Below are 23095 nucleotides of genomic sequence, written 5' to 3' on the forward strand. Positions count from 1 at the left end.
TCCAGCTTCAGTCGCCGTTGCGGCGGGACCAGATGAGATTGTGGGCCTCGCCGCCCTCGTCCTCGACCAGGCTGGCGTAGATCGGGGCCGGGAAGCTCGGATCGTCCAGCTTGACCGAGAGATATTCGCGGCCGGTTTCGCGGGCGGTCTTCTTCCAGGCCGCACCGAATTCCGTGGCGCCGGCGACGATCCGGTAGTCGGGGCCGCGCTCGCTGTCGCCCTCGGTGGGGACGAACTTGGCCTTGACGTTGAGGGTCAGGGTCTTGACCGTGCCGGTGATGTCGCCGTTCGCGGTCTTGGTGAAGGTGCCGATGGTCGCCATTGTCGCTTACTCCGTTTCTCGGGCCGCGCCCATCGCGACCTCGATGCGGGTCGTGCGACCGGGGACGATCAGCCCGCACCTGAAAGGCCGGAATGCAATGGAGGACGGGCGGCGGCGGCTTTTTTGTCTCGCGATGCAAAGCGCGCTCGCGCGCGGCGGAAAAAAGCCGGCGCCGGACGTTGCGGGAGGATGATCGAGGCGAAGCCGGTCTTCGGTCAGACCCATGGCATTCGAGGACGCCGTGGGCGTGGCCCTGCAGGACGGGAAAGATACGGACATGCGACTCCGACACCCTGTCACGGGATGGAACGGGCCACGGGATCACCAGTATTGATGGCCCTGTTACGGGAGGCGGCTGGCCTGTCCCGACCCTATGGAGAACGCTGCGCGGCGGCTCTGCTGGATCGTCCGCGCCACCAGACGGGCCGGCTGGATGGAATGCTCCCGCCCGGCTGCTGTCGAACGGGCTGGACGAACCGCCCCGGCCTGATCTGCGACGCGGTGCTGTCGGCGCACTGAGGTTGGTATAAACTCAACTGGTCCCGCCGCCAGCGCCGTTTCGGCCACGCACCGTCGCACCTGCCATCGGCGAGGCTTCATGCGGCCCGCTGCCGCCGCTGCGTTAGCGATCGAAGCCGAATGGCGGAAACGCGCCCGTGGGCGTGGTTCCGGCGCAGCCAAGAGCGCGGCCCGCAGGGCAACGACCTCATTCTCCGGTCATGAGGAAACATGCTTGACTTAGAGTGCGCTCGAACCCGTAGCTTCCTGTGCGTCGTGACGAAACAGGTGCTCATGAAGATCGGTGAACTGGCGAAGCGTTCGGGACTGTCGGCCTATACCATCCGCCATTACGAGCGGATCGGGCTGCTTCCCTATGCCGACCGGGATCGATCGCACCAACGGGACTATGACGCCTCTATCCTGATCTGGATCGCCTTTCTCGGCCGCTTGAAAACGACCGGGATGCCGATCCGGGACATGCTGCGCTATGCGGCCTTGCGGGAGCAAGGTGTCGGCACGGAAGCCGAACGCCGCGCGCTGCTGGAACAGCATCGGGCGCAGGTTCGTGCCCATGTAGCTGACCTCCAGGATTGCCTGCTCGTCCTCGACACCAAGATCGCCGGATATGCCGGCGAGGATCAGAGGATGAAAGACTATGACGCAACACCGCCAGAACGACGCCGAAAGCCGACTGCAACGCGGACAGCGCGCGCTCGCTGAGATCGACGGCGAAGCCGGAGCGAAGGTGATCGCCGCGCTAGCCGACATCGCACCGGATTTCGCGACCTATCTGTTCGAGTTTCCGTTCGGCGACATCTACAGCCGCCCCGGTCTCGATCTGCGGGCGCGGGAGATTGCAACCATCGCAGCGCTGACGGCGATCGGCAACGCCGCGCCGCAATTGAAGGTGCATATCGAGGCCGGGATGAACGTCGGCCTGTCCCGTGAAGAGATTACCGAGATCATCATGCAGATGGCGGTCTATGCGGGCTTCCCGGCGGCGTTGAACGGGCTGTTCGCCGCCAAGGAGGTCTTCGCTCAGCACGCGGCATAGGAGAAGCGGTCGAAGGGCATCATCCGTCTACGCGCGGCATGGCTGCGATCAGACGCGCCAAGGCGGACAGTCCAGTGATGCCACCGCCGATCGCACAGAAGATGACGCGCCAGACCTCGGACGGCACCGCCTCGCGCGTGATGCCGTGGACCAGCGCATAGCCGGCGATGGCGGCGGGCGCGGCGAAGGCGAGCGCCACGGCGAGGCGCAGGATCGGCGGGCGCACCACCATGAACAATACCAGTAGCAGACCGTAGGCGGCTGCACCCGCCACCAGCCCGACCAGTCCCGCGCCGATCAGGCCAGCGCCGGAGGCGTAGGCCCAACGCGCGACCTCGACGCCGAATATGAAGGGCAGCGCGTAAACAGCCAGCATATAGGCCAGGACACACAGACCGGCGACCAGCGCGACGGCCATCAATAGGAGCAGGATCATCGCACATTCCTCCTGAACCGATGACGGTCGCGTCATCGGCCGGTCGCGCGGGGTCGATCCCCGCGCGACCGCGATTTTTTCTGAATGGGAAAAGACAGGAAGGCCGGGACCGCTCGCGCGATCCCGGCCCGGTCCTCACTCGGCGGCTTCGAGATAGGCGTCCGCTTCCGGCTCGGCTTCGATTCGCGCGGTGCGCAGCACGGCGGGCAGCCAGCCCGTTCCGGCCAGAAGCTGTTCGGCGGCTTGCACCATCTCCGGCTTCTTCAAGCCCGCGATCCGCTCGGCGGCGTCATCGCTGACGCCTTCGCGCACGGCGGCTAGGATATGCGCCTTGGTCACGCGGCCGAGATAGGTCGGGCCGGTCGCGGTCCAGTGCGCCGCCATGTCCAGCGCCACCGCGCTCGCCAGCGTCTCGGTGGTCGCGCGGGCGTTCGGCTTCTGCTCCCACGGTATCCTGACCGCATTGACGGTCAGGGATGCGCAATGCGCGAGCAAGGCCATCAGGCTCGCAGGATCCAGCCCGGCGACGAAGCCCCACAGGTCCGCCACATCACGGGGCATGTCCGACGCCCATCCGGCATGACGATCCGCCAGCACCTTCGCGGCGGGCGTGTCCTCGATCCCGTCCGCGTGAGGGGCGAGATACGCGCTGGTCAGCCGGATTTCGAGGCAAGAGGCTTCGCCGCCGCGATAGAAGGTCTGCGCCGCCAGCACATGGACCACGGCGACTAGCGCCATGTCCGGCTGTTCGCCAAGGGCGAGGCGCAGGCCGAGTGTGCGATGGGCGGTCAGGTCGCGAATGAGTAAGTCCGACAGCGGCTTGCCCGCATCCCCGGCGTCTTCTTCCTCCGTCTGCGTTTCGGCGTCGTCGTCCGTGCCGGTTGCCTCGCCTCCGACGATCTCCCCGTCTTCGGTGACGGCCACACCCTCCACGATGGCGGTTTCGTCCTCTGCCTCCGGGGCCTCGTCCTCGGCGCGGATGAAGCCGCGTTCGATGCGCGCCGTGCCGTCCGACCCGAGGATAACGAACACACCGCCGCGCGCGATCTCGTCGCCGTCATAGGCATGGCGCTTGGCGTCGATCCGCTCGATCTTCGCTTCCAACTCGCCGAACCGCTGATCCGCTTCCTCGGGTAATTCGTCATAGCCGTCATATTCGGCGGTCAGACGGTCGTATTCCTCCTGCGCGGCGTCATAGGCGGCGGCATCGTCCGCCGACAGGTCTACCGGATGCGGATAGGTCCGGCGCATCCCGTGCGCATGGGGAAAGTCGATGTGAACGGCGGTCCACTTCCACCCCTCCGATGCTTGCACCTCGACGGCGATCCCTTCCAGCTTGTCGATCACCAGCCGGTCCAGCAGCGCGGCGTCCTCGAAATAGCCGCCCCGATCCTCGGTGAAGAGGTCGCGGAGGATGGTGCCACCGGCCTCCGCATAAGCCTCCGTTCCGACGAAGATCGCGCGCCGGTCGGAAGCCGCAACGTTCATCTTGGTCAGGTCGCGCCGGATGATCCACGGCTCGCGGTTATAGGACAGGGTGTCGAACACCTGCTCCTGCCGGTCGTGATCCTCGGTGATGGTGAAAGCCATCAACTGGTCCAGCGACAAGCCGCCGTCGCGATAGACCTGCATCAACTTCGGGCTGACCGCGCCGAGGCGCAGCCGCTGCTTCACGACATGGACCGACACCCCGAACCGGGCGGCGATCTCTTCCGCCCCCCATCCACGATTGTCCGCCAGCTCGCGGAACCGCTCGAACTGGTCGGCCGGGTGCATCGCCTCGCGGGTGATGTTCTCGTCGAGCGAGATTTCCGCCGCGTCGTTCTCGGTATCCAGAACGCAACGGACGGCTTCCGTCTTCCTGATCTGCTTGCGCTTTACGCGCAGCATCTGCGCCAGCCTCCGGCCTTCGCCGATGGTCACGAAATAGCTGCCGGTCGGCTCGCCCGCCGCATTCGTCTCCGGCTCCACCACCAGATTTTGCAGCATCCCCTTGGCGGCGATGCTGGCCGCCAGCGCCTCGATATGGGCGTCACTGTGCGGGGTCTTGCGGGCATTGCGGGGCGACTTCTTGAGCTTGTTCAGCGGCACGAACAGCACCGCGCCGTTCTCGGCGGCGGGGGTTTCGGAAACCGTGGCGATCGTATCAACAGTGTCGGTCATGGTCTTGATCCTCATGGGCTTGGGTTGGAGCGCAGCGCTGCGCTGCAACCCTGCCCGTCGGCGAGACCGGGGGGTGCAAGGGGCAAGGGCGACCGGCGGAGGGGGATCACCCGGCCTGCACGGAACGGCGGAGCCGTGGAGGAAGGCTGGGGAGACCGCCCCGGACGAGCGTCAGCGATCCCTTGCGCCGCGCCAGGGGGCAGAGCCCCCAAGCAACCCGCCCGGCATGAGCGTCAGCGGGCGCCGGGCACGAAACTGGATCAGGATGTGCAAAGCCGCAGAGCCTGAAAGCCGTGCAGCCTGATCGCCGTATTGTACCGCGAGTATCTGTCTATAGGGACACCTTCATGACGGGCGCCGTAAGCCTCTCTCTATACTCAGGCCGTCGTGCAATCTCCGCCGGATTATTCTTTCTTGGGGTGTTGCGGGGTGTCCCCGCAGAAGGGGTCGGCTGAGACCCAAGGCTCGGTCGCAGGGGAAGGCTTTCCCCAACCTCTCCCGGATCGCGACCCTTTCATTACCAATATGCGGGCCATTGACTCCCAATTTGCCGGGGCAGATAGTCTCAATCTGCTGAGTCTCGGAGTTGGCATGTACGGACGGTTTGTAGAACGACGGGCGGAAGAAGCCCTTTCGGATACGCCCGTGGTCCTGATCGTGGGGCCGCGCCGGGCCGGTAAGACCACGCTCGTCCGCAAGATGGGCGAGGCTGGCCGAACCTATATCACGCTGGACGATCAAACGGTTCTTGCGGCCGCTCAATCCGATCCGGCCGGTTTCATCCGGGGGCTGGATCAAGCCATCATCGACGAGATCCAGCGCGCCCCTGACCTGCTGTTAGCGATCAAAAAGACAGTCGATGAGGACTATCGGCCGGGACGATTCCTGCTGACGGGGTCGGCGAACGTGCTGACCTTGCCGCGCATCGCCGACAGCCTGGCGGGGCGAATGGAAACCATCCAGATGCTGCCGCTGGCCAAGGCCGAGGTCGAAGGCCGGACACCGAGCTTTTTGGAGCGACTGTTCGAGGGAAAGCTCCAGAGTCAGCGGAATGCGATCGTCGGTGACGATCTGGTCCAACTCGTCCTGCTCGGTGGTTTTCCCGAAGCCATCAGCCGTGACACCGAGCGGCGGCGGCAGGATTGGTTGCGATCCTATCTCACCTCGATCCTGACGCGCGACCTGCGCGACATCGCCGACGTCGAGAAACTGACGGAGCTACCGAAATTCGTGAGGCTGCTGGCCGAACACTCGGGGCAGTTGGTCAACTATTCCCAGTTTGCCGCGGGCATTGGCGTCACCCACAAGACGGGGCAGCGCTATGTCGGGCTGCTCGAACAGGTGTTTCTGGTCGCAACCGTGCAGCCCTGGTTCACCAATGCCCTGAAGCGCATCGCCAAGACGCCCAAGCTGCACTTCCTCGATTCCGGCTTGCTGGCGACCGTGCGCGGTCTGACTTTCGACAGAGTGAAGGCCGATCGCGGCACATTCGGCGCGCTTCTCGAAAGTTTCGTTTTTTCGGAAACTCTGAAGCTGATGAGCGCTTCGGACCTGCGGCTGACTCCGCATCATTTCCGGGATCGCGACATGCGCGAGGTAGACATCGTGCTGGAGCGCGACGACGGCATGATCGTCGGGATCGAGGTGAAGGCCAGCGCTACGGTGAAGGCTGGTGATTTCGGGGGGCTGCGCGCTTTGGCCGAAGCGTGCGGAGATCGCTTCGCTTTCGGCGTCGTCCTCTATGACAGCGTGGATGTCGTGCCGTTCGGCGACAGGCTAGCAGCGGCGCCATTGTCGAGCCTTTGGGATGGAGAAGCGCCGACGAACAAAACAGCCAAAGGAGGATCGCATGGGCCTGTATGAAAGCTGGTGCGAGGCCACCAAGAACAAAGACAAGCGAAAGCACTATTGGACTTATGTCGAGAAGGACGGCGGGCGCGATGAAATTCGCGATGCCCTCGCCGAGACGATCCGCTCACATTACGACAGACTGGAACGCATTGCCGAAGACGTGGGACGGCTCGGCTACAAGGTCGCGGCAAAAATTCTCAGCGAGGCAATGCCACAGACACCCAAGGGACGCTCCGGCGATCTTGGTGAGATTCTCGCGACCGAACTGGTCGAGGAAGAAATTGGCCTGCGCGTTCCCGTTCGCCGCCTCCGCTACAAGGACGGTCGCAACATGGCGATGCGCGGCGACGATTTTATCGGCGCGGGATACGATGCGACTGGCGAAAAGCTATGGCTCCTGAAAGGCGAAGCCAAAAGCAACAAGGTGCTCGGCAAGGCCACGGTCACGAGCGCCCGCAAGGTGCTCGACCGCGACAACGGCCGCTGCACGCCCGATTCCCTGCTCTTTGTCGCCAACCGCCTGTTGGAGAGCAATGACCCGGACGACAACGCATTGGGGCGCAGCCTGCGTGACGAGGTGGGCCTGAAGTCCCTTCGCGCCGATCGCATCGACCACATGCTCTTCACTGTGTCTGGCAACGGCCCGCACGCTTCGCTGAAAGACGACCTCGATGCCACGGGGACCAATCGCGACCACTATGTCTTGAACATTCACGTCGAGGATCATCAGGACTTCATCGCAGCGATGTACCAGGAGGCGGAAGACCTTGGAGACGATTGACGAACTGACCGCATTCTTGGCGACAGCGACGGTTGACGGCATTCTCGGCCGTCTCCTCTATCGCGGCGCGGCCTGGTCGTTGATGCGCGAAGAAGGCGTGCTGCCGGCGAATGCGCCGCCCCTTGGCGCGACGATCGAGACGGATCTCGCCGAACACGGCTTTGCCCTGCTCCGGGGCGCAATGGCCTTGCGGACGCAGGCCGGTGCTTCGCCCTTGACCAGCAAGGCATTCGAGCGGGCCGCCAACGCTTTTGAGGCGCTGGTGCGCAACGGCGATCCGGAATCACCCGATCGCGGTTTTCGCCGCACCATCGCTGCCGCGGCCTATCACTTGGCCGGCTTCTCGGCCGTCGCCTATTCTCTGTTCAACGAGATAACGGGCGACCTCAATGCGTCTCCGGGCGAGACGGCGATCCAACACCTGATCCTGCGCGATCTCGGCCAGTTGCGCGGATATGTTCGCGACTGGCTGGCCGACGAGGCTCATGGCGATGAGCAAATCGCTGCCGCCCTGACGGGGGAAGAACCCGATATCGATGAAGCTATATCGACGATCCTCAACACGACGATTTGCCGGGCGCTGGCCCATTTTGATTTTGCACTGGAGACCGGCGAACCCGAGCCAATCGAGATCGCGCGCGCGCTTCTTGGCACCGCGGTCAGTTTGGCTGACAACGCGGAGAATGTGCCGCTGTGGTGGATTTCGAACCTCTGCCGCCATCTGATCGACGACCTTTGGCAGCATTCGCTCCACCAGACACTGCCGACCGAGCCACCGGAGGGGACGGAGGAAAAATATCCGGGCCTGCGACGGCTGTTCATCTCGTCACTCTATGCGCGCCGGACCTCCGAGGTGGAACTGTGGCCATCGCAGCGCGAGGCGGCGCAGCGCTCCACGGATGTCACGGATGACTTGGTCGTCGCCTTGCCGACCAGCGCCGGCAAGACGCGCGTGGCCGAGATCGCCGCGCTGATGACGCTGTCGTCGGCGCGCCGGGTGTTGATCGTTACGCCATTGCGCGCTTTGTCCGCTCAAACCGAGCGCTCTTTCAGAAAGACCTTCGCGCCACTCGGCTTCAGCGTCTCTTCGCTCTATGGCGCCAGCGGTCTTTCGGCTGGAGATGAAGACGCCTTGCGCTCCCGCGAGATCATCATCGCGACACCCGAAAAGCTCGACTTCGCACTGAGAAGCGACCCCTCGCTGATCGATGATGTCGGCCTGATCGTCCTCGACGAAGGCCATATGATCGGCCCGAGCGAGCGCGAAATCCGTTATGAGACGCTCGTGCAGCGCCTGCTCCGGCGCGCGGACGCGGACGAACGCCGAATGGTGTGCCTCTCCGCCATTCTGCCCAGCGGCGACGAACTTGACGATCTCACCGCATGGATTCGCGCCGATGAACCGGGCGAGCCGGTGCGTTCCGATTGGCGGCCGACGCGGCAACGGTTCGGCGCGCTCACTTGGCGGGGCAAGGATGCGCTGCTCCGACTGGATCTCGATGACGATGGCCCGTTCCTCGACAAATTTGTCTTGGAGAAGCCCGCGCTCGGAAAGGAGAAGAAGCCTTATCCGCGCAAGAACTCGCATCTCGCCTTGTTCGCGGCATGGGAGTTTGCGAGCCAAGGCAAGCGGACCCTGATCTTCTCCACCCAGGCAAATTGGGTCGAAAGTTATGGCAAACAGGTCGTGGACCTCTGCAAGCGCGGTTATCTGGATTCGCTGCTGGAGGATGAGGCGTCGATCGCCCGCGCTCTGGAGGTCGGCAAGGAATGGTTGGGCGAAGACCATCCCGCCGTCGCTTGTTTGAAGGCGGGCGTTGCCGTCCACCATGGCCGGCTGCCGAGTCCGTTCCTTCGTGAGCTGGAAGCCCTTTTGTCCGAGGGTGTGCTGAAGGTCATCGTCGCGTCGCCGACGCTATCGCAAGGCCTCAACCTCAACGCCGCCGTCCTGTTAGTGCCAGCGCTGTATCGGGCGTCCGAGAAGATCAAGGGCGAGGAGTTCGCGAATGTCGCGGGTCGCGCCGGCCGCGCCTTCGTCGATGTCGAAGGGCTCATCGTTCACGTCATGTTCGATAAGATCGATTGGCGAAAGAAGGAATGGCGGAAGCTGGTCGCCTCCGCAAAGGCCCGCACGCTGAAGAGCGGCCTCATCCAGATCGTCGCCGAGATTCTTGACCGCTTGTCACGAGAGGGTGTGCTGGATCGTCATGACGCCTGGGAATATCTCGCCAATGCCCGCGAAGCCTGGAGATCGCCAGCGGAGGAAGCTGCCGTCGCTGAGCGTCTGGCTGCCGGCGCGGAATACGACGATGGCGACGACGATGATGAAGACGGCGGCGATGAGGAAGAGATCATTGATGAGGAGCCGCTTTCGCAGATCGTCGAACGCCTCGACGCGACCGTGTTCGGTCTGATCGAGGCGCTGGACGCTGATCGGGCCGACCTGCCCAAGCTTCTGGACGAGGCGCTCAAGGGATCGCTTTGGGCACGCCAGATTGCCCGCGAGAACGAGGATATCGCACCGCTGCACAGAAAGATATTCGAAGCACGCGCCGACCTCATCTGGAAGACCACCACGGCGCAGGCGCGGCGCGGACATTTCGCGATGGGCGTAGGACTTGAGGCGGGTCTCACCATCGACGCCATGGCCGACGAGTTGGCCGAACTCCTCGACCGCGCAGACCAAGCGGCGCTGAGCGGCGACATCGGCGAACTTGTCGATGCCCTCGGTGGTCTTGGCGACCGCCTGCTGTTCATGCGTCCTTTCATTCCTGACAAGGCGAACGCGCTACCAGCCAATTGGAAGGCGATCCTACGCAGTTGGGTGTCTGGCGAGGACGTGGCCAAGATCGGGCCGCAGAACATGCGGGCCGTCGAAGATGCCTTCACCTATCGTTTGGTTTGGGCCTTGGAAGCTGTCCGTACTCGCCGCATGTCCCTCGGCTGGTCGCCGGATACGGTGGCGGGTGGAGCCGCTGCTGCGGTCGAGACCGGCGTTCCGCAGTTCATGATGTCGATGTTAATCCGGGCCGGTCTTCCGTCGAGGCGCGCCGCCATGGCGGCGGTCGAGGACGCCAAGCCAGTCTTCGTTACGCCTGCTGAGATGCGGGCCTGGCTCGAATCTGATGAGATCACGGCCTACACCGACGCTGGCGATTGGCCAACGCCCGATACGGCTGCGCTATGGGCGCGGTTCCGAACCGAGGCCCTTAGCGGCGGCATTCAGAAGTGGTCGGTCGAACACTATAAGCGACTGCTCGACATCGCCGTCGCTCCGCCTGCCGGCCTGTATAGGATCGTCACCGACGAGGGTGATGGGCGGACTTGGCTGACAACGCCCGACTACCAGCGTGTCGCCGCCTTCAAGAAGGCTGCGGTCGATCCCAAGCCCAGCCTGTTTTCGGGTCGGTTGCCCGGCAACACAAGACTAGTGGAGGCGCTTCGTGTCGGCCGCGGAAAACTGCGTTGGCCGCAGGCCGATGCGTAGGAGGCGACAGTAGCCAAAGATAATCCGAGAGAAATTATATGACAGACAAACTCGAAGTTTTCCAAGATATGGCCATCCGTGGCCCCATCGCGAAACGGCCCGACTTGCGCGAAGCGCTCATCGCGGCGGCGATTGAACCTTGGCGCGTGGATTTGGAAAGGTCGGCGGAGGTAGCGCGGAACGCTGTGACCTCGGAGGATGTCGTTCTTTTCCGTCGAGATGCTGGCCAAGACTATCCGGAGGCCGGGCTTACCCTATGGGGAACCGAGGACGGCTACTATGTCCCGAACATCGTTCCTTTGGAGATGGGAAGCCTCACTTTCGCCCAATACAATGCCGTGCTCACAGATTTTATTGCGCGCATAGCTGCGCCGGTCACAGCCCAATACGGTTTCACAATCTCGACGACGGAACCTCGGCAAACACTCGATGACTGGTTGTCTCCGGACGCTGCGCTAAAACTCAAGCGTTTCTCCGGCGCGGCCAATAAGTCGACGGGAGCGAGCCATCCTTCGGATGAACGTCGCTGGTTCGATTTTATTGTCGCTGTGCATCGCAGCGGCGACAAGCCCGGCGCTGATCGATTGGCGCGTTGGCTACATGAAGTGGACGGTTGGGACGAGAACTCCGCTCACAATCTTGCAGGCGATTTTGAGACCGCCATCGCTCTTCTTGCCTATTACGACGAGCATTGAGCCGGATGGACGCACACGCGATTGCATCAGCGGGCGTTCCGGTGCTGTGCATCGACACATGTTTCATTCTGGACGTCATGCGTGATCCGACACGCGAGACGGCGAAACCGCACGACCGGCAGGCAGCCATCGATCTCGTGGCGGCGGCGGAATCGGGTCGTCTCATATGCCTTATGGCGGAACAGGTAGCGATCGAGTTTTCCGATCACGACCAGCCTGTCCAGGATGAGGCTGAGCGCAATCTCAGGAGGGTTCGGGAGCAAGTCGAGCGCATCAACAAGCTATCCGCCGTCTTCGGTGCTCCAGGCAACGTCAACCTTACGCATCTCGACGATCATGTCGGGCGTGCAAGGGCGGTTGTCGGGCGTTGGCTCGCCAAGCTCGGCAATGTCACGCCCAGCCCTGTTGTCCCCGCCAAAGCATTTGCTCGGGTCAACGCTGGCATCGCTCCCGCGAGACGTGGCAAGGAATCCTCCAAAGATTGCCTGGTCTATGAAACTTATCTTGAGGCCGTTTCGGCCTTGCGTGCTGCCGGGGTGACGACGCCGATCGTTTTCCTGTCGTCGAATACCAATGAGTATTTGACCGAAAGCAAGGTTTTGAAGCCCGACATCGCGGCGGAATTTGGCACGATCAACCTTGGCTATGCGCCCAATATGAGTGCGGCCAAGTACGCGCTCTGCCTTTAGGGAAAGCATCATGCGAGTCTCGGCATCGAACGCAATCTTGTTCTCCGAAGGCTCAGGGAACCGCCGAAAGCCCGATATTCCCGCTGATGAGCACTCAAATGTAGCCGATCACCGCCGAATACCGAGTCCGCTGAAAACTATCTATTCGTTTCAAATGGATATGACGATCTCGTAGTTCTCATCCCCATCTCGGGCGGCCCGCCACATTTTACAGGCCAGCACGCAGTGCTGGCCTGTTTCGTTTCTGCTCTCTCTGTAACTTCTTCCTGTCTGAAAAAAGCGTGCCACTCTCTGTGACGCGTGGCTGCGCATTCATCTCTCCGGTGCATCTCTGCTATAGTCCACTCACCGTTTTTGCAAACATCTGGCGCTTTTCTGAGGCGAGCTGAGTTACACTGTTGATTACATCGCTCTGAGGCGAGCTAATGGGTTGATAGCCAGAGTGTTTCTTTACTGAATGAATGGAATAGGCACAATGATCAAGAAACTGAGTCTTTGCGCATTGTCAGTGCTCGCTGCATTGCCGGTCGGAACGGTAGCATTTGCTGCTGAGGGTGATATGCAGCTGCAACAGGTGCTGATGTTAAGTCGTCACAATCTGCGTGCACCGCTGGCTGATAATGGCAGCGTGCTGGCGCAGTCGACCAAAAAGAGCTGGCCGCAGTGGGATGTTCCCGGCGGACAGCTGACCACGAAAGGTGGTGTGCTGGAAGTCTACATGGGTAACTACACCCGTCAGTGGCTGGCACAGCAGGGCCTGGTAAAGAACGGCAGCTGTCCTGACAGCAATAACGTCTTTGTTTACGCCAACAGCCTGCAGCGCACTGTGGCCACCGCCCAGTTCTTTGTTAATGGCGCCTTCCCGGGCTGTGACGTCGCTGTTTCTCATCAGGATGAAATGGGTTCCATGGATCCTATCTTCAATCCGGTTATCACAGATGGCAGTGAAGCATTCAATAAGAAAGCGCTGGCTGAGATGGCCGCTGCAAATGAAAAACTGTCGCTGAAGCCTGCCTTCCAGCGCCTGGAAAAGATTGTCGATTACAAAGCATCGCCTGCCTGCAACAATAAAAAGCAGTGCGACCTCAGCAGTGGTCAGAACACCTTCAGCGCTGAAAATGGTAAAGAACCGAATGTCAGTGGCCCGCTGAAAACGGGGAATTCCCTGATGGATGCGTTCACGCTGCAATATTACGAAGGTTTCCCGCTGGATCAGGTTGCATGGGGCCAGATCAAAACGCCTGAGCAGTGGAAAGAGCTGTCAGCGATTAAAAATGGTTACCAGGACGCACTGTTTACCAGCCCGGACATTTCCCGTGAAGTGGCGGCACCGCTGGTGGACTACATCCGCAGTCAGTTAGTGGATCAGGACAAAGCCAACGCGCCAAAATTTACGCTGATGGTAGGCCATGACTCAAACATCGCCTCGCTGCTGAGCGCGTTGCAGGTCAAGCCTTATGAACTGACTGATACCTTCGAAAAAACGCCGATTGGCGGTCAGGTTGTTTTCGAACGCTGGCATGATGCGAAAAATGATAAAGACCTGCTCAAAGTTGAGTATGTCTATCAGAGCGCCGATCAGCTGCGCAACGCAGACGTGCTGAGCCTGAAGAACCCACCGAAGCGCGTTACGCTGCAGCTGGCGGGTTGTGAGACCGATGCAAACGGCTATTGCAGCTGGGATCAGTTCTCTCAGGTGCTGAATGCTGCGTTGCAGGGCACGCCAATGCAGCCAGTGGCGGCACCACAACCGGCAGCCCAGTCTGACGACGACAGTGCGAAAGCCGCAGCGACCAATGACGCTGCTGCTGATAAGGCTGAAGCGGATAAAGCGACCGCGGCGAAAGAGAAGGCTGACGCCGATAAAGCTGCCGCTGAGAAGTCTGAAGCGGATAAAGCCGCCGCTGAAAAAGCAAAAGCGGACAAGGCAGCAGCCGATAAAGCCGCCGCTGAGAAGGCAAAAGCGGACAAGGCAGCAGCCGATAAAGCCGCCGCTGAGAAAGCGAAAGCGGACAACGCGGCAGCGAAATCAGCCAGTGCCGATAAAGGTGCGGCTGACCAGGCTAACGCCTCGAACACGCCTGCAACAGCGCACAACGACGAATCAAAGTCAGCGGCTGTGGCAACACAGTAATCGTGCTTTCCGGCTGATAATAAAAAACCCCGTCGAGACGGGGTTTTTTTATGGCTGCAAGGCGATTAACCCGCCACGACCACCAGTTTCTGGTTAGCAAACTCTTTGATGCCCAGATCAGACAGCTCACGGCCATAACCTGAACGTTTCACGCCACCAAAGGGCAGCTCCGCTGAGGTGTCGCTCTGGGAGTTGATAAACACCATGCCGGTTTCAATGGCGGAGGCCAGTTTACGACCGCGTGCAATATCGCGTGTCCAGACCGAGCCGCCCAGACCATAGTGAGAGTCGTTCGCCAGCGCCACAGCCGCCTGATCGTCACCTATGACATAAATCTGCGCGACCGGACCGAAGAACTCCTGATAATAGGCGGGATTATCCGGGGTAATGCCAGTGAGAATGGTTGGCTGATAGTAGCAACCTGCACCTTCAACGGCTTTGCCGCCCGTAACCAGTTTTGCGCCATTGGCGACGGCTTCGTCTACCTGTTTCACCAGGCGATCACGCGCGTCAGCGGAGGAGAGCGGGCCAAGCGTGGTCTTTTCATCCAGCGGATCGCCCAGCGTGGCAGAACTCAGCGCGGCGCTGAACTGGCTGATAAAGCGATCGGCAATCTTCTCATGCAGAATAAAACGTTTTGCGGCGGTACAGACCTGGCCGCAGTTGCTGAGGCGAGCCTGCACACCCTGACGTACCGCTTCGTCGAGATCGGCATCATCCAGCACCACAAACACGTCGTTGCCACCCAGCTCCAGCGTCGATTTCTTAAGATGCTTACCGGCCTGCTCAGCCACGGCGCTGCCAGCGCGCTCGGATCCGGTCAGGGCGACACCCTGCACCCGGTCGTCAGCAATCAGAGCGGCGACCTGATCGGTGGAGATGAACAGGTTAGTCCAGGCCCCTTCAGGCGCACCCGCTTCACGAACCAGCTTCTCAAAGACATCGGCACAGTGCGGCACGATATTGGCATGTTTTGCCAGCACCGGGTTACCCAGCGCCAGATTAGGTGCCAGCACGCGCATCAGCTGATAGTAAGGGAAATTCCACGGCTCGACGGCAACTAAAACGCCAATCGGGTGATACTCAACCCAGGCTTCGCCCAGATCGCTGGGATAGGACTGCGGCTGCAGAATACGTTCCGCATTCTCTGCGTAGTAGCGGGCAATCTGCGAGCAGATTTTCACTTCTCCGCGGCTCTGACCAATCAGTTTACCCATCTCTTTACTGGCGATGGTGGCCAGTTCTTCCGCGCGGCTATCAATCAGGTCAGCCAGTTTTTTCAGTACCTGCAGACGCGGCTGAATATCACCTTTGCTCCATGAAGAATGGAAAAGGCGATCGGCCACTTCGAGGGCATGGCTGGCGGCAGCTTCATCGTGTGACGGCCAGCTTTTCAGCAACTGGTTGTTTGCGGGATTAATGCTTTGATAGGAAGACATAGCGTACTCCTTGGTGAGCTAAAAATTGAGGGCGGGAAAGTCCCGCCCCTGAATCAGACGTTCTTACGTTCTACGGGCTTGTCATCCCAGGTCAGGAGATCTTTATCGGTTTTTTCAAAGGCGCGAATCAGCACGTCATCACTGCCTTGCTGACGCCAGATCTCTTCTGCCAGTTTTTCATCGTAATTGGCCACTTCGAAAATGGCCTCGGCAATTTCAGGGGAGGTATGACGCAGACTTGCCCATTCGCCAACGTGATGTGCTTTTGATTGTTCAGTAGACATACTTTTCTCCTTTGATTAAATCAGTCCTGCAGTTTGACGGTCAGTCCGGCAACATGTTCGCCCTGAAAACGGGCGATATTCAGTTCCGCTTCGGTAGGCTGACGCGAACCATCGCCGCCCGCCAGGGTGGTGGCTCCATAAGGCGTTCCACCGCGAACCTGTGAAATATCGAACAACTCTTTGGTTCCGTAGCCGATTGGCACAATCACCATGCCGTGATGCGCCAGGGTGGTCCAGACAGACGTGATGGTCTGTTCCTGTCCGCCGCCGGTGCCGGTTGAGGTAAAGACGCTGGCAACCTTGCCAAACAGCGCGCCTGACGCCCAGAGTCCGCCGGTGCGATCCCAGAATGTCCGCATCTGTCCGGCCATGTTGCCGAAGCGGGTCGGGGTACCGACGATAATCGCGTCATAGTGCGGCAGCACCTCAGGCGTGGCTTCTGCTGCCTGCTGATCGGTTTTGCCGCCCACCTGGGCAAAGCGATCGGCCTCCATCGTTTCTGGTACCCGCAGGATATCCACTTCCGCGCCGGGAACCCGACGAGCGCCTTCTGCAACCGCGTTCGCCATTGTTTCAATATGTCCGTACATCGAGTAGTAGAGCACCAGAATCTTAGCCATTGATCTCTCCAGATGGTTTTGACGTCCAGAAAAAGTATAGAAGAGCTTTCATTTTACGCAGGCGATGCCGAAGCCGGAACGGAGGAGTCGGGCAATAAATCAGCAGCTAATCGGTTGTAAGTCGGCAGAGTGTTCGTTGTTTAGCCAAATTTCTGGTGATTACTCTGTTGCTAAATGTGACTGGCGGACGAGTGAAAGGATAATCTGGCTATTATTTAAACATGGGCTGAGCTCGCGTTTCGGGCCGTCAGCCCTCTGTTTTTAATTCTTAATTATCGCACTACGCGACAGGAGCAAATCATGACAACACATCGTGGGGGTTCTGGAAATTTTGCTGAAAACCGTGAACGTGCCGCAGAAGCGGGACGTAAAGGGGGAAAAAACAGCGGCGGTAATTTTAAAAACGATCCGCAGCGCGCCGCGCGTGCCGGTGAGAAAGGGGGACGCAGCAGTCCTAAAAAACCGGACGCATAGCCCCACACTGCCGCCGGTTGAGACCGGCGGTTAACGTCGTTGCTTTTCCCCCTCGCTCTCCCCACAATATTGTCCGGACACATCATCAGGTGAATTATGTCGGACACACTCCGCGGTTTAACCCTGCGCCTGACGCGGCAGGAGCTGGTATTACTTTTCATCACCATGATCTGGGGCGGCACCTTTCTGGTGGTGCATCGTGCGATGCAGCACTCCGGCCCGTTCTTCTTTGTCGGCCTGCGTTTTGCCACCGCCGCGCTGCTGCTGGCGCTCTTTTTCCGCCGTTATCTGGCAGGCATGACCTGGCTGGAGGTGAAAGCGGGTGCGCTGATAGGCCTGTCGATCGCCGGGGGCTATGGTCTTCAGACGTGGGGAATGCAGACCATCTCCAGTAGTCAGTCCGCCTTTCTCACCGCGCTCTATGTCCCTGTCGTGCCGTTGCTGCAATGGCTGTTTCTGCGCCGTCCGCCGGGATTGATGTCGTGGCTGGGGATTGTACTGGCGTTTACCGGCCTGTTGCTGGTGGCCGGGCCGCAGGATGGTCGCATCACTCTGAATGCGGGTGAAATAGCGACGCTGATCAGTACCCTGGCGATCGCCGCCGAGATCATCTTAATCAGCCGCTATGCCGGTAAGGTCGATGTGCGCCGTGTGACCCTGATCCAGCTGGCGGTGGCGTCGCTGTGCGCCTTTGGTCTGATGATCCCCAATGGGGAAACGGTGCCTGCCATCTCAACGCCGCTGCTGCTCAGCGCGCTGGGGCTGGGTGCAGCCAGCGCGCTGATTCAGGTCACCATGAACTGGGCGCAACGCAGCGTTTCGCCAACCCGCGCTACGGTGATTTATGCCGGGGAACCAGTCTGGGCCGGCGTCGTGGGGCGTATTGCGGGTGAGCGCCTGCCTGCGCTGGCGTTGCTGGGCGGCGCGCTGATCGTCTGCGGGGTGATCGTCAGTGAGCTGCGGCTGAAACGAAAAAAAGCGGTGCAGCCTGCTGCCACACCGCTGGAGTAGGTCGTTAACCCTGCTGTCGCGCCAGTGGCTTGTCCTGCTTTGCCGCACTGCGTCGGCGCAGAATCGCATTGAGGATAATCGCGCCAAAGGTGGCGGTACCGATACCCCCCAGCGTGAAAGAACCGATTTTCAGCGCGAAATCCCCGGCTCCGAGCACCAGTGTGGTCGCCACCATGATCAGGTTACTGTTCTGGCCTAAATCAACATGGTTCTGTACCCAGATGCGTGCACCTGCTACCGCAATCAGCCCGAACACCACAATGGATGCGCCGCCAATCACCGGGGCCGGAATGGTGTGGATCAGCGCACCAAACTTCGGCGAGAAACCGGCGAGGATGGCGATGACCGCCGCGGCGACAAATGCCAGCGTAGAATAGACTTTGGTCACCGCCATCACCCCGATATTTTCGGCATAGGTGGTGACGCCACTGCCGCCGATCGAGCCGGAGAGCATGGTGGCCAGGCCATCGCCAACAAAAGCGCGTCCCATGTAAGGATCGAGATTGCGTCCGGTCATACCCGCCACCGCTTTCAGATGCCCGAGGTTTTCAGCCACCAGAATGATCGCCACCGGGGCGATAAGCACCATCGCCTGCAGATCAAAGGTGGGTGCAGTGGTGTGCGGCAGACCAAACCAGGCAGCCTGTGACAGCAGCGTAAAATCGACCGGCTTACCCAGCCCCAGACCGTTGGTCAGCAGTGCATAGATCGCCCAGGCCAGAATCAGGCCGACCAGAATCAGCAGTCGCTGAATCATCCCGTGGGTAAATACCGCTACCAGACCAATGCAGAGTACGGTCATCACCGCAACCCAGCTGTCGAATGACGAGGCGGAGACGCTGTGAACCGCAATCGGGGCCAGATTCAGCCCGATAGCCATCACCACCGCACCGGTCACGACCGGCGGCATCAGATTTTCAATCCAGCGCGTGCCGGACTTCATCACCACCAGACCAATCAGCGTGTAGAGCAGGCCGCAGGCGATCACGCCGCCCAGCGCCACGCTGAGATTGGGATTCAGCCCCTGACCACTGAAGCCGGTTACCGCAATGACCACGCCGACAAAGGCAGCGCTCGACCCGAGATAACTGGGCACCCGACCGCCGGTGATAAAGAAGAACAGCAGCGTGCCTATACCCGAGACCAGAATGGCCAGATTGGGATCCAGCCCCATCAGCAGGGGCATCAGCACCGTTGCGCCAAACATCGCTACCGCATGCTGTAAACCCAGCACCAGCGTCTGCCCCAGAGGCAGGGTCTCATCCGGGGCGATAATACCGTTTTCTGTTAATGCCGACTTCTTTTGCCATTGCGGAAACCAGGATCGTGCCATCGTCTACTCCAGAGCGTTATGAATGCCGGTGGGATTCAGGGAAGCGTTAACAGGCATCCTGCCGCAACAGGGGATGGTATCCCCGGTCAAACCACGCCAGACCGTGGGTGTCATCATTGCGCACTAACCCCACGACTTCGCAGAACAGCGTGTCATGCGTACCGACGCTGACAATCTGAGTGATGCGGCAGTCAAAGGACGCGACGGCGCCGCTCAGCACCGGCGAGCCGGTCACGGCCGTTGACCACTCAGCGGCAATAAAACGATCAGCCATTGGCGTTTTGCCGCCGAACAGATTGGAGAGCGTTTCATGGCCCGCCGCCAGCGTATTGACGCAGAGCTGCATGTTTTCGCGGAACACCGGGTAAACCGAGGCAGAGCGGTTAAGGCAGACCAGCAGCGTCGGCGGCGAATCCGTGACGCTGCACACCGCCGAGGCCGTAAAGCCTGCGCGTCCGGCCGGGCCTTCAGTGGTGATGATGTTGACCGCAGCACCCAGCCGCGACATCGCATTACGAAACTCAGTTTTCTCAACGGCAGGGGTAAGGGTATCCAGGCTCATCGTGTTCTCCGCGAAAAGGTTATCCGACGACGCGCTGCAGCGGCTGCACGTCATCAGTCTGATCCAGCCACTGCAGCAGCAGGGCATTAAAGTTTTCGGGGGCGGTGACGCTCATGGCGTGGCCGCCCCAGGCCATCATCTGTTCAGTCGCATTGGGCAGGGCCGCGGCCAGCTCAGTTGAGCAGCTCCACGGCACCAGCAGATCGTCCTGGCTGGCAATCACCAGCACCGGTTGTGGAATGGCAGCAGCCCGCGCGCTGAAGTCGGCGCTCATCAGGGCGTGCAGCCGGCGCATCAGATTTTCCATTCCCTGAAAATGTGCGACGTGATGGCTATCTTCCTGATCCAGCCGCGTCTGATGCTGCGCCATCCACTCCGCAGGATAGAGAAACAGCGGCTGAGCGCGGACAAATGCCTCGACGCCGACGTTGAGCAGCAGGTCCTGGCGTACCTGAAAGCAGCGACGGGTATGGGGATGCAGCGCCAGCCAGCCATTGATCACCGCGATCCGTTCGATCCGATCCGGATAATCCAGCGCCAGCTGCATCCCCATCAGACCGCCAAGCGCGTGACCGATCAGGCTGAAGCGCAGGATGCCGTGCTGCGCCAGCGCGGCGGCCAGTTCTGACGCCATCATCGCCATGCTGTAGCCTTCCGGCAGGCTGTCAGCGCTGCGACCGGTGCCGCGCTGGTCATAGGTCACCACCCGATAGCGTGCCGTTAGCGCGGCCAGCTGCGGCTGCCAGAAACCCGCCACGCCGCCCAGACCGGATGAGAGCACCAGTGTCGGTGCATCGGGATTTTGCAGACCCAGAATATCCAGCTGCATCAGACCTCCGCTTTGCCGATGTGCGCCACGCTGGCGATCTCAATCAGCGCGTCAGGCTTGACCAGCCCACACTGAATACAGAAGCGCGCCGGTTTTTCGCCGGGAAAGTACTCGGCATAAACCTGATTCACCGCGGCGTAGTTCGACCAGTCGGTGATAAAAATCGAATTAAACGTCACATCGGCCATGCTGCCACCGGCGGTCTCAATCACCTTTTTAATGGTTTCCAGCACGTGGCGGGTCTGCGCTGCGGCATCACCCACATGCACCACGTTGTTGTCAGCATCAAACGGCAGCGTACCCGAGACATAGACCACGCCATCCGCCAGCGTGCCGGGAACGAACGGGGCGATGGGGGTGGTGGTGCCTGGCGGAACAATAATACTTTTCGGCATAGCGTCGTCCTTATCGTGGATTAGCGGGCATTCAGGCTTTCGCAGAAGGTATCGACATCCGATACCCAGCCAAAAAAGGTTTCGATATTGAACAGGGCAGCCTGCTGAGCAAAGGGCGGGCCGGCCTGATAAGTGGCGTCTTCCAGCACCACGCCGAAGTACTCCAGAAAGAAGCCGTCGCGCAGCGTCGATTCAACGCAGACGTTGGTGGCGATGCCGGTAAACATCAGATGACGGATCCCGCGGCTGCGCAGCATGCTGTCGAGCGGGGTGTTATAGAAGCCGCTGTAACGCGATTTCGGCAGCACGATGTCACCGGGTTGTGGCACCAGTTCATCGACCAGCGCGTAATCCCAGCCGCCTTTTGACAGCAGCGACCCCTGCAGTTCAGGCCGTTTACGCATGGTTTTCAGGGCATTCGATTTGTGGAAATTGGGGGAACCGGCGTCGCCCGCTTCTACATAGTCACTGTCCCAGCCGTTCTGGAACCAGATGATCTGGACACCTGCCGCACGGGCTGCCGTCACCGCCTGATGGATTTTCGCAATCACCGGCTTGGTGGCGGAAACATCGAAGCCCGCCAGATCGAGATAGCCGCCTTCAGTGGCGTAGGCGTTCTGCATATCCACGACAATCAGCGCGGTCTGGCCAGGCGGAAAGGCGATCGGCTCTGGCCGCGCCGGCAGTTCAACCTGGGGAACATCCGGCGTGTGAGCACAATAAACAGTAGCCATCATGCCACCTCCTGCTGTGCGTCGAGCAGGGCGCTGCGACAGGCCATCAGCGGCTGAATGTGCTGCCCGAAGTTCTCGATACCCTGCAGGAAGTCATCAAACGTCAGCAGCACGCCGTGGGTGCCTTCGACCTGCGCAACCTCATCCAGCATCCGCGCCACGCTGGCATACGACCCCACCAGGGTGCCCATATTGATATTGACTGCCGAGGTCGGATCCGCCATCTGGCGCACGTTGGTGTCGTTGCCCGATTTGGTGTCCTGCTGACTCTGAGTGGTGAGCCAGGAGAGCGCCTCTTCATCCGCACCGGCTTTGTAGTGTTCCCACTTCGCCCGCGCTTCTTCGTCCGTTTCAGCAGCGATGATCATAAACAGCACATAGGAGCCGACATCGCGGCCCGCTTTTTCAGCGGCCTGCTTCATGCGAATCGAGGTAGAGCTGAACGCGGCAGGCGTGTTAACACCTTTACCAAAGCAGAAGTTGTAATCGGCGTGCTGAGCAGAGAAGGCCATACCGGCATCGCTCTGTCCGGCGCAGATCACCTTCATCGGGCGCTGCGGCTGCGGACTCACCCGGCAGTCGTTCATGGTGAAGAACTCACCTTTAAAGTCCGATTTTCCGGTGCCCCACAGGTCGCGCAGCACGGTAACGTATTCGGTCAGATAAGCGTAGCGGCTGCTGAAGTACTCATCGCCAGGCCACATTCCCATCTGTTCATATTCCGGTTTCTGCCAGCCGGTCACCAGGTTGACGCCAAAGCGACCGCCTGAAATGGAATCGATGGTGGACGCCATGCGCGCCACAATCGCCGGAGGCAGCGTCAGGGTGGCGGCGGTGGCGTAGATCTCAATGCGTGATGTCACGGCGGCCAGGCCTGCCATCAGGGTGAACGATTCGAGATTATGATCCCAGAACTCGGTTTTTCCGCCGAAGCCGCGCAGTTTGATCATCGAGAGCGCAAAATCGAAATGGTAATGCTCTGCTTTCAGCACGATCGCTTTGTTCAGTTCAAAGGTCGGCATGTACTGCGGCGCATTGGACGAAATCAGCCAGCCATTGTTACCAATCGGAATAAAGACGCCTATCTTCATGTGAAACCTCGTTGCGATGGGGGAAAGGTGTTTCACGCGCTGCACTGCATCCTGCATCGTCCGTGTGGGCCGCGCTCAGTCACAATTCTGCAAACTGTGTGCCACTTTTTTTATTGTTTTAAATAACAGTGAGTTAAAATTAACCCGAAAGAGGTAAGTGGAGTAACTGGTCCATTTCAGACCATCTGGTCAAAATTCGCTGCACGTTTT

22 protein-coding genes are annotated in these 23095 nt (G+C 60.4%); 10 read left to right on the forward strand and 12 right to left on the reverse strand.

Features of this window, described 5'->3' with window-relative positions; all coding sequences use genetic code 11:
* Positions 1-7 precede the first annotated feature (7 nt).
* Positions 8-322: a DUF736 domain-containing protein gene (locus tag AC6I8B_RS07015; RefSeq protein WP_497817656.1), complete on the reverse strand. Its 315-nt coding sequence runs from the start codon at positions 320-322 to the stop codon at positions 8-10.
* A gap of 792 nt (positions 323-1114) precedes the next feature.
* Between AC6I8B_RS07015 and AC6I8B_RS07020 the strand changes: the two genes are divergently transcribed.
* Positions 1115-1543: a MerR family transcriptional regulator gene (locus AC6I8B_RS07020; protein WP_497817657.1), complete on the forward strand. Its 429-nt coding sequence runs from the start codon at positions 1115-1117 to the stop codon at positions 1541-1543.
* Positions 1479-1877, forward strand: coding sequence for a carboxymuconolactone decarboxylase family protein (locus AC6I8B_RS07025; protein ID WP_497817658.1), 399 nt, complete (start codon positions 1479-1481; stop codon positions 1875-1877). The genes AC6I8B_RS07020 and AC6I8B_RS07025 overlap by 65 nt, the downstream gene beginning before the upstream one ends.
* Positions 1878-1896: 19 nt before the next feature.
* On the opposite strand, the gene AC6I8B_RS07030 is transcribed toward AC6I8B_RS07025, so the two are convergent.
* Both AC6I8B_RS07030 and AC6I8B_RS07035 read right to left on the reverse strand, forming a co-directional pair.
* On the reverse strand, positions 1897-2313 hold the full coding sequence (locus AC6I8B_RS07030; protein WP_497817659.1) for a hypothetical protein: 417 nt from the start codon (positions 2311-2313) through the stop codon (positions 1897-1899).
* A gap of 135 nt (positions 2314-2448) precedes the next feature.
* On the reverse strand, positions 2449-4476 hold the full coding sequence (locus AC6I8B_RS07035; RefSeq protein ID WP_497817660.1) for a ParB/RepB/Spo0J family partition protein: 2028 nt from the start codon (positions 4474-4476) through the stop codon (positions 2449-2451).
* 591 nt (positions 4477-5067) lie between these two features.
* On the opposite strand from AC6I8B_RS07035, the gene AC6I8B_RS07040 reads away from it, so the two are divergent.
* The 6 genes from AC6I8B_RS07040 (at position 5068) to agp (ending at position 14113) form a co-directional block, all read left to right on the forward strand.
* Positions 5068-6339, forward strand: a complete 1272-nt coding sequence (locus tag AC6I8B_RS07040) for an ATP-binding protein (RefSeq protein ID WP_497817661.1) — start codon at positions 5068-5070, stop codon at positions 6337-6339.
* Positions 6326-7108, forward strand: coding sequence for a HamA C-terminal domain-containing protein (locus AC6I8B_RS07045; protein ID WP_497817662.1), 783 nt, complete (start codon positions 6326-6328; stop codon positions 7106-7108). Before AC6I8B_RS07040 ends, AC6I8B_RS07045 begins: the two co-directional genes overlap by 14 nt.
* The gene (locus AC6I8B_RS07050; protein WP_497817663.1) at positions 7095-10595 is read left to right on the forward strand and encodes a DEAD/DEAH box helicase; all 3501 of its coding nucleotides are present in this window, start codon (positions 7095-7097) and stop codon (positions 10593-10595) included. The genes AC6I8B_RS07045 and AC6I8B_RS07050 overlap by 14 nt, the downstream gene beginning before the upstream one ends.
* A 38-nt stretch (positions 10596-10633) precedes the next feature.
* Complete coding sequence (locus tag AC6I8B_RS07055; protein ID WP_497817664.1) at positions 10634-11290, forward strand: hypothetical protein; 657 nt, start codon at positions 10634-10636, stop codon at positions 11288-11290.
* Between the two features lie 5 nt (positions 11291-11295).
* Entirely contained in the window at positions 11296-11979 is a 684-nt protein-coding gene (locus tag AC6I8B_RS07060; protein WP_497817665.1) for a PIN domain-containing protein, read from the forward strand.
* Positions 11980-12454: 475 nt separating this feature from the next.
* On the forward strand, positions 12455-14113 hold the full coding sequence (gene agp, locus AC6I8B_RS07065; RefSeq protein ID WP_497817666.1) for a bifunctional glucose-1-phosphatase/inositol phosphatase: 1659 nt from the start codon (positions 12455-12457) through the stop codon (positions 14111-14113).
* A 65-nt stretch (positions 14114-14178) separates the two neighbouring features.
* On the opposite strand, the gene AC6I8B_RS07070 is transcribed toward agp, so the two are convergent.
* From AC6I8B_RS07070 to wrbA, 3 genes are read right to left on the reverse strand one after another with little or no spacing between them, the layout of a single operon-like run.
* The gene (locus AC6I8B_RS07070; protein ID WP_497817667.1) at positions 14179-15552 is read right to left on the reverse strand and encodes an NAD-dependent succinate-semialdehyde dehydrogenase; all 1374 of its coding nucleotides are present in this window, start codon (positions 15550-15552) and stop codon (positions 14179-14181) included.
* A 53-nt stretch (positions 15553-15605) separates the two neighbouring features.
* A complete protein-coding gene (locus AC6I8B_RS07075; RefSeq protein ID WP_010669794.1) occupies positions 15606-15836 on the reverse strand; it encodes a YccJ family protein in 231 nt (76 codons plus the stop codon).
* 20 nt (positions 15837-15856) lie between these two features.
* A complete protein-coding gene (wrbA, locus tag AC6I8B_RS07080; protein WP_022625914.1) occupies positions 15857-16456 on the reverse strand; it encodes an NAD(P)H:quinone oxidoreductase in 600 nt (199 codons plus the stop codon).
* A 300-nt stretch (positions 16457-16756) separates the two neighbouring features.
* On the opposite strand from wrbA, the gene AC6I8B_RS07085 reads away from it, so the two are divergent.
* On the forward strand, positions 16757-16930 hold the full coding sequence (locus AC6I8B_RS07085; RefSeq protein WP_010246636.1) for a con-10 family general stress protein: 174 nt from the start codon (positions 16757-16759) through the stop codon (positions 16928-16930).
* Positions 16931-17026: 96 nt separating this feature from the next.
* Positions 17027-17941: a DMT family transporter gene (locus AC6I8B_RS07090; protein WP_010669796.1), complete on the forward strand. Its 915-nt coding sequence runs from the start codon at positions 17027-17029 to the stop codon at positions 17939-17941.
* A 4-nt stretch (positions 17942-17945) separates the two neighbouring features.
* Here the strand turns inward: AC6I8B_RS07090 and rutG are convergent, their stop codons facing one another.
* From rutG to rutA, 6 genes are read right to left on the reverse strand one after another with little or no spacing between them, the layout of a single operon-like run.
* The gene (gene rutG, locus AC6I8B_RS07095) at positions 17946-19274 is read right to left on the reverse strand and encodes a pyrimidine utilization transport protein G (protein ID WP_010669797.1); all 1329 of its coding nucleotides are present in this window, start codon (positions 19272-19274) and stop codon (positions 17946-17948) included.
* 46 nt (positions 19275-19320) lie between these two features.
* Entirely contained in the window at positions 19321-19836 is a 516-nt protein-coding gene (rutF, locus tag AC6I8B_RS07100; RefSeq protein WP_029518970.1) for an NADH-dependent FMN reductase RutF, read from the reverse strand.
* A gap of 19 nt (positions 19837-19855) precedes the next feature.
* Complete coding sequence (rutD, locus tag AC6I8B_RS07105) at positions 19856-20665, reverse strand: pyrimidine utilization protein D (protein ID WP_157351827.1); 810 nt, start codon at positions 20663-20665, stop codon at positions 19856-19858.
* Positions 20665-21060 (reverse strand): pyrimidine utilization protein C, encoded by a 396-nt coding sequence (rutC, locus tag AC6I8B_RS07110; protein ID WP_010246626.1) that lies wholly within the window; start codon positions 21058-21060, stop codon positions 20665-20667. The genes rutD and rutC overlap by 1 nt, the downstream gene beginning before the upstream one ends.
* A gap of 20 nt (positions 21061-21080) precedes the next feature.
* Positions 21081-21794 (reverse strand): pyrimidine utilization protein B, encoded by a 714-nt coding sequence (rutB, locus tag AC6I8B_RS07115; RefSeq protein ID WP_010246624.1) that lies wholly within the window; start codon positions 21792-21794, stop codon positions 21081-21083.
* A complete protein-coding gene (gene rutA, locus AC6I8B_RS07120) occupies positions 21794-22885 on the reverse strand; it encodes a pyrimidine utilization protein A (protein ID WP_122458926.1) in 1092 nt (363 codons plus the stop codon). The genes rutB and rutA overlap by 1 nt, the downstream gene beginning before the upstream one ends.
* Positions 22886-23095 lie beyond the last annotated feature (210 nt).

It is taken from the genome of Pantoea sp. X-Soil-ISGK-285 (assembly GCF_059730815.1).